This is a genomic window from Streptomyces sp. NPDC003720 (assembly GCF_042875075.1).
Taxonomy (GTDB): Bacteria; Actinomycetota; Actinomycetes; order Streptomycetales; family Streptomycetaceae; genus Streptomyces.
Window position 1 is genome coordinate 137,746 of sequence record NZ_JBIANZ010000003.1, and the last position, 10,606, is coordinate 148,351.

Annotated in this window: 6 protein-coding genes; 4 read left to right on the plus strand and 2 right to left on the minus strand. The window is 73.1% G+C overall.

What is annotated here, in order from left to right; all coding sequences use genetic code 11:
* The first annotated feature begins 48 nt into the window (after nucleotides 1-48).
* The 3 genes from ACFYU0_RS09540 (at nucleotide 49) to ACFYU0_RS09550 (ending at nucleotide 5,872) form a co-directional block, all read left to right on the plus strand.
* Nucleotides 49-3,780: an ABC transporter ATP-binding protein gene (locus ACFYU0_RS09540; protein WP_389299192.1), complete on the plus strand. Its 3,732-nt coding sequence runs from the start codon at nucleotides 49-51 to the stop codon at nucleotides 3,778-3,780.
* A gap of 126 nt (nucleotides 3,781-3,906) precedes the next feature.
* On the plus strand, nucleotides 3,907-4,299 hold the full coding sequence (locus tag ACFYU0_RS09545) for a hypothetical protein (RefSeq protein WP_389299195.1): 393 nt from the start codon (nucleotides 3,907-3,909) through the stop codon (nucleotides 4,297-4,299).
* Nucleotides 4,300-4,450: 151 nt separating this feature from the next.
* Nucleotides 4,451-5,872: a S28 family serine protease gene (locus ACFYU0_RS09550; RefSeq protein WP_389299198.1), complete on the plus strand. Its 1,422-nt coding sequence runs from the start codon at nucleotides 4,451-4,453 to the stop codon at nucleotides 5,870-5,872.
* Between the two features lie 77 nt (nucleotides 5,873-5,949).
* On the opposite strand, the gene ACFYU0_RS09555 is transcribed toward ACFYU0_RS09550, so the two are convergent.
* On the minus strand, nucleotides 5,950-6,594 hold the full coding sequence (locus ACFYU0_RS09555; RefSeq protein ID WP_389299201.1) for a dihydrofolate reductase family protein: 645 nt from the start codon (nucleotides 6,592-6,594) through the stop codon (nucleotides 5,950-5,952).
* 388 nt (nucleotides 6,595-6,982) lie between these two features.
* On the opposite strand from ACFYU0_RS09555, the gene ACFYU0_RS09560 reads away from it, so the two are divergent.
* On the plus strand, nucleotides 6,983-8,818 hold the full coding sequence (locus ACFYU0_RS09560) for a glycoside hydrolase family 3 N-terminal domain-containing protein (protein WP_389299203.1): 1,836 nt from the start codon (nucleotides 6,983-6,985) through the stop codon (nucleotides 8,816-8,818).
* Between the two features lie 87 nt (nucleotides 8,819-8,905).
* Here ACFYU0_RS09560 and ACFYU0_RS09565 read toward each other — a convergent pair whose 3' ends face one another.
* Nucleotides 8,906-10,153, minus strand: coding sequence for an MFS transporter (locus ACFYU0_RS09565; RefSeq protein WP_389299205.1), 1,248 nt, complete (start codon nucleotides 10,151-10,153; stop codon nucleotides 8,906-8,908).
* Nucleotides 10,154-10,606 lie beyond the last annotated feature (453 nt).

Below are 10,606 nucleotides of genomic sequence, written 5' to 3' on the forward strand. Positions count from 1 at the left end.
CCGGCGTTGGTGCCTTCCGGTAGAGCAGGACGACAGGAAGGCACCGGCGTGGCAGCGCAACGGGGATGGGCACGGCGGCTGGCGGGCTACGCCTGGCGGTATCCGAAGGACGTGGTCCTCGCCCTCGGCTCCTCCCTCGGCGGCATGGCCGTCTTGGCCGTCGTCCCGCTGTTCACCAAGGTGATCATCGACGACGTGATCGGCGCCCACACCCGCTCCATGGCCGTGTGGGCCGGGGCCCTGCTCGGCGCCGCCGTCCTGGTCTACGTCTTCACCTACATCCGCCGCTACTACGGCGGGCGGCTCGCCCTCGACGTCCAGCACGACCTGCGGACCGAGATGTACAGCACGATCACCCGCCTCGACGGCCGCCGCCAGGACGAGCTGTCCACCGGGCAGGTGGTCGGCCGGGCCACCAGCGACCTCCAGCTCATCCAGGGCCTGCTCTTCATGCTCCCGATGACCATCGGGAACGTCCTGCTCTTCCTCATGTCCCTGGTGATCATGGCCTGGCTCTCGCTGCCGCTGACCCTGGTCGCCCTGGCCGTGGCCCCGGCCCTGTACGCGATCGCCAAGCGCAGCCGCAGCAAGCTCCACCCCGCCACCTGGTACGCCCAGGCCCAGGCCGCCGCCGTGGCCGGCGTGGTGGACGGCGCGGTGAGCGGCGTCCGCGTGGTGAAGGGGTTCGGGCAGGAGGAGCAGGAGACCGGCAAGCTCCGCGAGGTCGGCCGCCGGCTCTTCGCGGGGCGGCTGCGCACCATCCGGCTGAACAGCAGGTTCACCCCCGCCCTGCAGGCCGTGCCCGCCCTCGGCCAGGTCGCCATGCTCGCCCTCGGCGGCTGGCTGGCCGTGCGCGGCCACATCACGCTCGGCACCTTCGTCGCCTTCTCCACCTACCTCGCCCAGCTCGTCGGCCCGGTCCGCATGCTCGCCGTGGTGCTCACCGTCGGGCAGCAGGCCCGGGCCGGCACCGAGCGCGTGCTGGAGCTGATCGACACCCAGCCGACCATGAAGGACGGCACGAAGACCCTCCCGGCCGACGCGCCCGCGACCGTCGAGTTCGACGACGTGTCCTTCGGCTACGACGTCGGCCCCGGCCGGACCAGCCCCGTCCTGGACGGGCTCAGCTTCGAGATCCGGTCCGGCGAGACCCTGGCCGTCGTCGGCTCCTCCGGCTCCGGCAAGTCCACCGTCTCCCTGCTCCTGCCGCGCTTCTACGACGTCACCGGCGGCGCCGTGCTGATCGGCGGGCACGACGTGCGCGAGCTGACCATGGACTCGCTCAGGTCGGCGATCGGCCTGGTCCCCGAGGACTCGTTCCTCTTCTCCGACACCGTCCGCGCCAACATCGCCTACGGCCGCCCGGACGCCACCCAGGACGAGATCAAGGCCGCCGCCCGCGCCGCCCAGGCGGACCGGTTCATCAGCGAGCTGCCCGAGGGCTACGACACCAAGGTCGGCGAGCACGGCCTGACCCTCTCCGGCGGCCAGCGCCAGCGCGTCGCGCTCGCCCGCGCCCTGCTCACCGACCCCCGCCTGCTGGTCCTGGACGACGCCACCTCCGCCGTCGACGCCCGCGTGGAGCACGAGATCCACGAGGCGCTGAAGCACGTGATGGAGGGGCGCACCACCCTGCTCATCGCGCACCGCCGCTCCACCCTGAACCTCGCCGACCGCATCGCCGTCCTGGACGGCGGCCGGCTCGCCGACCTCGGCACCCACGAGGAACTGCAGGAGCGCTGCGCCCTGTACCGCCGGCTGCTGACCGACCCCGACGAGCTGGGCGGCGTCTCCCCGGGCCACACCGGTCCCGCCGAGCCGCAGGAGGACACCAGCCTGCGCGAGGAGCTGGACGCCGAGTTCGACGCCGAGGCCGGCATCACCCCCCGGCTGTGGACGGGCGAGCGCCGGCCCCGGGACGCGGCCATGGCGGGCACCCCCGCCACCCCGGAACTCCTGGCCCAGGTCGAGGCGCTGCCCCCGGCCACCGACACCCCTGACGTCGACGAGGCCCGCGCGGTGCGCGCCGAGGAGTCGTACGGCCTGCGCCGGCTGCTGCACGGCTTCGGCCTGCCGCTGCTGGTCAGCCTGGGGCTGGTCGCCGTGGACGCGGGCGCGGGCCTGCTGCTGCCGGTGCTGATCCGGCACGGCATCGACCAGGGCGTCAGCAGGGCGGCCCTCGGCGCGGTGTGGGCGGCGTCGCTGCTGGGCCTGCTCACCGTGCTGGCGCAGTGGGCCGCGCAGATCGGCGAGACCCGGATGACCGGCCGCACCGGCGAGCGCGTGCTGTACGCGCTGCGGCTGAAGATCTTCGCCCAGCTCCAGCGGCTCGGCCTCGACTACTACGAGCGCGAGCTGACCGGCCGGATCATGACCCGGATGACCACGGACGTCGACGCCCTCTCCACGTTCCTGCAGACCGGCCTGGTCACCGCCTTCGTCTCGGTCGTCACCTTCTTCGGCATCATGGCCGCCCTGCTGGTGCTCGACGTACAGCTCGCCCTGGTCGTCTTCGCCACCCTGCCCCCGCTGATCGTCGCCACGTTCTTCTTCCGCCGGGCCAGCGTGAAGGCCTACGAACTCGCCCGTGAGCGGGTGTCGGTGGTCAACGCGGACCTGCAGGAGTCGGTGGCCGGGCTCAGGATCGTGCAGGCCTTCCGCCGCGAGCCGGACGGCGCCCGGCGGTTCGCCGAGCGCAGCGACAGCTACCGCTCCGCCCGCATCCGCGGCCAGTGGCTGATCTCGGTCTACTTCCCCTTCGTCCAGCTGCTGTCCTCGGTCGCGGCGGCCGCCGTGCTCGTCACCGGCGCCGGCCGCGTGGAGGCGGCCACGCTCACCACGGGCGCGCTGGTGGCGTACCTGCTCTACATCGACCTGTTCTTCGCCCCGGTCCAGCAGCTCTCCCAGGTCTTCGACGGCTACCAGCAGGCCACCGTCTCCCTCGGCCGCATCCAGGAGCTGCTGCGCGAGCCGACCTCCACCGGCGCCGCCGAGAAGCCCCGCGAGGTCGGCTCCCTGCGCGGCGACATCGCGTTCGAGGACGTGCACTTCGCCTACGGCGCCGAGGAGGAGGCGCTGACCGGCATCGACCTGACGATCCCGGCGGGCCAGACGGTCGCCTTCGTCGGCGAGACCGGAGCCGGCAAGTCCACGCTGGTGAAGCTGGTGGCCCGGTTCTACGACCCCACCTCGGGCCGGGTCACGGCCGACGGCACCGATCTGCGCGCCCTGGACCTGACCTCGTACCGGCACCGCCTCGGGGTGGTCCCGCAGGAGGCGTACCTCTTCCCGGGCACCGTCCGGGACGCCATCGCCTACGGCAGGCCCGAGGCCACCGACGCCGAGGTGGAGGCGGCGGCGCGGGCGGTCGGCGCGCACGAGATGATCGCCACGCTCGACGGCGGCTACCTGCACGAGGTCGCCGAGCGCGGCCGCAACCTCTCGGCCGGCCAGCGCCAGCTCATCGCGCTGGCCCGGGCCGAACTGGTCGACCCGGACGTCCTGCTCCTCGACGAGGCCACCGCCGCCCTGGATCTGGCCACCGAGGCCCAGGTGAACCAGGCCACCGACCGGCTGGCGGGCCGCCGTACCACGCTGGTGGTCGCGCACCGGCTGACCACGGCCGCGCGCGCCGACCGGGTGGTGGTCATGGACCACGGCCGGGTGGTGGAGGACGGCACCCACGACGAACTCCTCGCCCTCGGCGGCCGGTACGCCGAACTGTGGCGGACCTTCGTCGGGCAGTCCGAACCGGAGGAGCCGGTCGGCGCCACCCGCTGAGCACCCCGGAGGGCCGGCTCTCCGACGGCCGTGCAACCATCCGACACATGTCCTGCGTCCGTACGTCAGTACGGTCGTCGGTGACGTATGCCGGGGACGTATGACCGCGGTACGGGGAGGACGACGATGGACTGTGGTGCGATACGCCGGCGTCTGGCGCTCGGCGCGGCCGCGCTGGCCGCCTCCGGCGCGCTCGCGCTCGCGGTGCCCGGCACCGCGCACGCGGCCCAGGCCGGCTCCTGCGCCGGACGCGAGGTGCGCACCCTGCCCTTCAGCGCCGGCGTCGTGCACGTCTACAAGCGCAACGGCTACGTCTGCGCCGTCACGGTCGCCAAGCACCCGGGCGCCAGACGCCTGATGTCGGTCAGCGTCCAGGCCCGCGGCAACCGGCCGGTCGTGGACGCGGGCCGGTTCAAGCACCACGCCGGCCCGGTCACCGTGCACGCCGGGCAGCGCTGCGTGTGGGTGCGGGGCTCGGTGGGCCGCGCCGCGGTCAGCTCCGGCTGGTTCATGTGCTGAACCACCGGACACGCCCGATTCCCGTCTCTGCGCCCCTGATCCGTACGGCCATGTAGCCGCAGACCGCCCCAAACCGTACAACCCCCTCTGGTGTCACGGCAGTTGCTCCGCTAGCTTCCGGCGCACATCTGTCTCATAGGGGAGAGTGCGCATGCGCAAGGCGCTCAGATGGCTGCTGGCGCTCACGGTCTTCATAGGCACGCTGAGCACAGCGGGCGCGGCCACCGCCGCCCAGTCCGAGCCCGACATCAAGGACCGGCTCCTGGCGATACCCGGCATGAGCCTGGTCCAGGAGAAGCCGTACCCCGGCTACCGGTTCTTCGTACTGAACTACACGCAGCCGGTCGACCACCGGCACCCGTCCAAGGGCACCTTCCAGCAGCGGATCACCGTGCTGCACAAGGACACCAGCCGCCCGACGGTCTTCTACACCGGCGGCTACAACGTCTCCACGACCCCGTCGCGCCGGGAACCCACCCAGATCGTGGACGGCAACCAGGTCTCCCTGGAGTACCGCTTCTTCACGCCGTCCCGGCCCGCGCCGGCCGACTGGTCCAAGCTGGACATCTGGCAGGCGGCCAGCGACCAGCACCGGGTCTACCAGGCGCTGAAGCCGGTTTACTCCGCCAACTGGCTGGCCACCGGCGGCTCCAAGGGCGGCATGACGGCCACCTACTTCGAGCGCTTCTACCCGCGTGACATGGACGGCGTGGTCGCCTACGTCGCCCCCAACGACGTGGTGAACAAGGAGGACTCGGCGTACGACCGGTTCTTCGCGGGCGTCGGCACCAAGGAGTGCCGCGACCGGCTGAACGCGGTCCAGCGGGAGGCGCTGGTGCGCCGGGAGCCGCTGGAGAAGCGGTACGCGCAGTACGCCGCCGACAACGGCTACACCTTCGACACCATCGGCGGCCTGGACAAGGCCTACGAGGCGGTCGTCCTCGACTACGTCTGGGGCTTCTGGCAGTACAGCCTGCTGAAGGACTGCGACACCATCCCCGCCGGCGCGGCGACCGCGACCGACGACGCGATCTGGGACTCCGTCGACAGCATCTCCGGCTTCTCCGCCTACACCGACCAGGGCCTGGAGACGTACACGCCGTACTACTACCAGGCGGGCACCCAGCTCGGCGCGCCCACCATCCACTTCCCGTACATCGAGAAGAAGCTGATCCGCTACGGCTACCAGCCGCCGCGCAACTTCGTGCCCCGCTCCATCCCGATGCGCTTCCAGCCGGACGCCATGCGGGACGTGGACACCTGGGTCCGGCAGCACGCCCGGCACATGCTCTTCGTCTACGGCGAGAACGACCCGTGGGGTTCGGAGCGGTTCCGCCTCGGCGCGGGCGCGCGTGACTCGTACGTCTTCACCGCCCCCGGCATGAACCACGGGGCCAATGTGGCGGGCCTGGTGCCCGACCAGAAGGCGCTGGCCACGGCCCGCATCCTGGAGTGGGCGGGCGTCGCGCCCGCCGCCGTCCAGGCGGACCCGTCCGCGGCCAGGCCGCTGGCCCGCCACGACGCGAAGCTGGACGTGCGGGACGTGGAGCGCGAGCCCGCGCTGCGTCCCTGACCCGCCGGCGCCGGTCCCTCGAAGCCGAGGGGCCGGCGCCGCCGGTGTGCCGGACGACCGCGTCCGGCACACCGGTGTCACCTCCGCCAGAACAGGTGGTGCGTCACGCCGCTCGGGCTGGGCACGACCTCGAGGTGGAAGCGGTCGAGCAGTTCGTCCGGCGACTCCCAGAGCCGGAGCCCGGAGCCGAACTTCACCGGTGAGACCGCCACGTGCATGGTGTCCACCAGGTCGGCGTCCAGGAACTCCCGGACGGTGGTGACCCCGCCGCCCAGCCGGACGTCCCCGCCCCCCGCCGCCTCGCGCGCCTGCTCCAGGACCGTCGCCGGATCGCCGTCGACGAAGTGGAACGTGGTGTCCGAGAGCGTGAACGAGGGACGCGGGTGGTGGGTCATCACGAACACCGGTGTACGGAACGGCGGTTCGTCACCCCACCAGCCCTGCCACTCGTGGTCGTGCCAGGGCCCGCGCTGCGGTCCGAACTTGTTGCGGCCCATGATCTCCGCCCCGATGCCGTGGGCGAAGTCCCGCGTGAAGTAGTCGTCGAGCCCCCTGCTGCCCCCGGGGTCGGTGCGATTGGGCCAGCTCGCCGTCGCGCCGGCCCAGCCGAAGAGCCTCTCGGCGCCGGCGAGGCCGAACGGCTGCTCGAAGCTCTGGGCCTCGCCGGCGGCGATACCGTCACTGGACACATTGAAGTTCTGCACCCTCAGCAGTTGAGCCATGGTTCCTCCCGCGTCATCGGCAACTGTGGTGCAGACTCCCCGGGGCCGGGAAACTCACCGGTGCGGTGAGCGCGGAACTCACCCGTCCGGCCCTCCGTCCGTCCGGGCCCTCCGGCTCGCCGCACGGAACCGGTCTCCGCCCGCGGCCGTCCAACGCCCAGGCCGCCGGACGAGTCCGCGGTGCGGTGCCGGTCCCGGACGCGAGACCGGCGCACCCTCTCCGCCGCACCGGGCCTGGCGGCCGCCGCCGCCGGCGCGCCCCCCTCCCGAGCGCCGGCGGCGGCACCACCCCGGCTTCCTGTGCGTTCCCTTGACGGAAAGAAACTTCCCGGATATTGGTGGCTCCTTGGAAGTTTCCTTCAGCGGTTGTCCTCCGGAAGGAGCACGCGTGCACGACAGCAGCACGGGAAGCACGGGAAACACCCCGCGGCCGTCCAGACGGACCGTTCTCGCCGCCACCGCGGGCATCACGGCCGCGCTGACCGTACCGGCCACCGCCCACGCCGCCGCGTCCGGCGACACCAGGCTGCGCGCCCTCATCTCCCGCATGTCGCTGGAGGAGAAGGTCGGCCAGCTCTTCGTGATGCGGGTCTACGGCCACTCCGCCACCGCCCCCGACCAGGCCGACGTCGACGCCAACCTCGCGGAGATCGGGGTCCGCACGGCCGCCGAGCTGATCGCGAAGTACCGGGTCGGCGGCATCATCTACTTCACCTGGGCCCACAACACCCGGGATCCGCACCAGATCGCCGACCTGTCCAACGGCATCCAGAAGGCCTCCCTGGAGCAGCCCCGCGGCCTGCCGGTGCTCATCGCCACCGACCAGGAGCACGGCATCGTCTGCCGGGTGGGCGCGCCGGCCACGCTGTTCCCGGGCGCGATGGCGGTCGGCGCGGGCGGCCGTCCCGCCGACGCACACACCCTCGGCCGCGTCTCCGGCGCCGAGCTGCGCGCCCTGGGCATCAACCAGGACTACAGCCCCGACGCCGACGTGAACGTCAACCCGGCGAACCCGGTCATCGGCGTACGGTCCTTCGGGGCCGACCCGGAGGCGGTGGCCCGGCTGGTGGCCGCCGAGGTGAAGGGCTACCAGGCGTCCCGGGTCGCGGCGACCGCCAAGCACTTCCCCGGCCACGGGGACACCGCCGTCGACAGCCACACCGGCTTCCCGGTCATCACGCACAGCAGGGAGCTGTGGGAGAAACTGGACGCGGTGCCCTTCCGGGCGGCGATCGCGGCGGGCATCGACTCGATCATGACCGCGCACCTGCAGTTCCCGGCCCTCGACGACGCCGGTGACCCGGCCACCCTGTCCCACCCCATCCTCACCGGCATCCTGCGCGGCGAACTCGGCTACGACGGCGTCGTGGTGACCGACTCGCTCGGCATGGAGGGCGTGCGCACCAAGTACGGCGACGACCGGGTGCCGGTGCTCGCCCTGAAGGCCGGTGTCGACCAGCTCCTCAACCCGCCGTCGCTCGACGTGGCGTGGCACGCGGTCCTCAAGGCCGTCCAGGAGGGGGAGCTGACCGAGGCCCGGCTGGACGAATCGATCCTGCGCATCCTGCGGCTGAAGGACAGGCTGGGACTCCTGGACCGGCCGCCCTACGTCACCGGGGCCGGCGTCGACCGCACGGTCGGCACCAAGGCCCATCTGGCCGCCGCCGACCGGATCGCCGAGCGCACCACGACCCTGCTCGTCAACGAGGAGCACACGCTGCCGCTCGACCGCCGCAGCCGGCGCCGGGTCCTCGTCGTCGGCGCGGACCCGGCCTCCCCGTCCGGCACCACCGGCCCGCCCACCACCGTGCTGGCGGCCGCCCTCACCGAGCTCGGCTTCACCGCCACCGCCCTGTCCACCGGCACCGCGCCCTCCGCCACGGTCATCGGCAAGGCGGTGGCCGCCGCGGCGGACGCCGACGCGGTGGTCGTGGCCACGTACAACGTGACGGCGGGCAGCAGCCAGCGGACGCTGGTGGAGCGGTTGCTGGCCACCGGGAAACCGGTGGTGGCCGTCGCCGTCCGCAACCCCTACGACGTCGCCCAGCTCCCCGCCGTCAAGGGTTTCCTGGCGACCTACTCCTGGACCGACGTCGAGCTGCGCGCCGCCGCACGGGTGATCGCCGGCCGGGTGGCGCCGCACGGCAGGCTGCCGGTGCCGGTGCAGCGGGCGGACGACCCGGCGCGGGAGCTGTACCCCCTGGGCTACGGGCTGACGTACTAGACGTACGCCGCGTCCCTCCCGTCCGGCGTGGCCCGCTTCCCGGTCCACGCCGGACGGGGGCGTCCGGGGCCGGCCGCCGCACCGCGCTCAGGGCGTCTCCGGAACGGCGAGTCCCTCGGCCCTCTCCCGCAGTTCGGGGGTCGCCGTCGCGACCGCCGCCACCGCGAGGACGCACATCAGGCCGCCGCTGACCAGGGCCGTCGCGCCGGAGCTGAAGCCCGCGACCAGACCGCCCCGCGCGTTGCCGAGACTGGGGCCCGCCTGGCCGACGATCTGCTCGGCCGCCGTGACCCGGCCGAGCAGCGCGTCCGGGGTGCGGGTCTGCACGATCGTGGAGCGGGAGACGACCGCGGTGGCGTCCGCCGCCCCCGCGAGGACGAGCAGGGCGAGGCCGGTCCACGGGTCGGTCGCCAGCCCGAACAGGACCAGCGCCGCGCCCCAGGTCCCGGAGGCGCACAGCATCACCGCGCCCGGCCTGCCGAGCCGGGTCAGCGAGCCGGACAGGGCCGACGCCGTGACGCCGCCCACCGCAAGGGCCGACAGGAACAGGCCGAGCGTGCGCGGGTCGTCGCCGAACCGCTCGGCGTTGACCAGCGGGAACAGGCTGGCCGGGAAGGACAGCACGGTGGCGGCCAGATCCGTGATCAGCGCGCCCCGCACCACCCGGTGCCCGGCCAGGAACCGCAGCCCGTCCAGCACCCCGCGCACCCCCGCCCGCGACGGCTCGCCCTCCGGCGGCAGCGCGGGCAGCCCGAAGGCGCCGTAGAAGGCCGGCCCGAAGCTGAGCGCGTCCAGCAGATAGCAGGCGCCGATGCCCAGCCGGCCCAGCAGCACACCGGCCAGGGCGGGGCCGAGCAGCATCATCGTCTGGCCGGTGACGGCGTTCAGGGCGAGCCCGGCGGGCACCTGCTCCGGGGGCAGCAGCCGGGGGACGAACACTCCGGCGGCCGGGGCGCCGAGCGCGCCGAACGACGACTGCACGGCGACCAGCGCGAGGACCACCACCACCGGCACGTGCCCGGTGAAGCCCTGAACGGCCAGCAGCAGCGAGCAGGCGGCCTGGCCCACGGTGGCCGCGAGGTAGACCCGGCGCCGGTCCGCCCGGTCCACCCAGGCGCCCGCGAACAGCCCGAACACCACCAGCGGCAACGCCTGCGCCAGCCCGACCGCACCGGTCCAGGCCGTGCTGCGGGTCATGTCCCACACCTGGTACATGACCGTCACCATGGTCATGAACCCGCCCAGCACGGACACGGTCCGGCCGATCAGCAGCCGCCGGAAGACGGGGGAGGTGCGCAGCGGCGTCACATCGATGAGCGAGCGGCGGAGTCTCATGAGAGCGAACGAAAACGCGAGGGCTGCACAATCACCGGGGGAGGCTAGCCGCCCCCCACCTCCCCGGCCACCGATTTTCCCCGCCGCCCCTGACGGGCCGCCCACGCACGCGGTGAACAAGGAGCGCCGTCCGGGCCGCCTCCCCGGGCCTGCGCAGGAAAGCGAGCCGGCTTGCTGGGGGTTGTCGCGGCGCATGGCCGGCCGTCGGGCGCGGAGTGCTCGCCCGAGACCGGCCGGTTCGACGTCTGCCCTGGGCGACTGTGGACGCGACCGGTCGGACCGGGCTGCTGCTAGGAGGGCGAGCGCGCTTGCCGGGGTTGTCGTGGCCCGTGGCCGGACGCCGGGCGCGGAGTGCTCGCCCGCAACTAACCGGTTCGATGTCTGCCCTGGGCGACTGTGGACATGACCGGTCGGACCGGGCCTGCCTCATAGGGCCGTGCGTAGGAGGGTGAG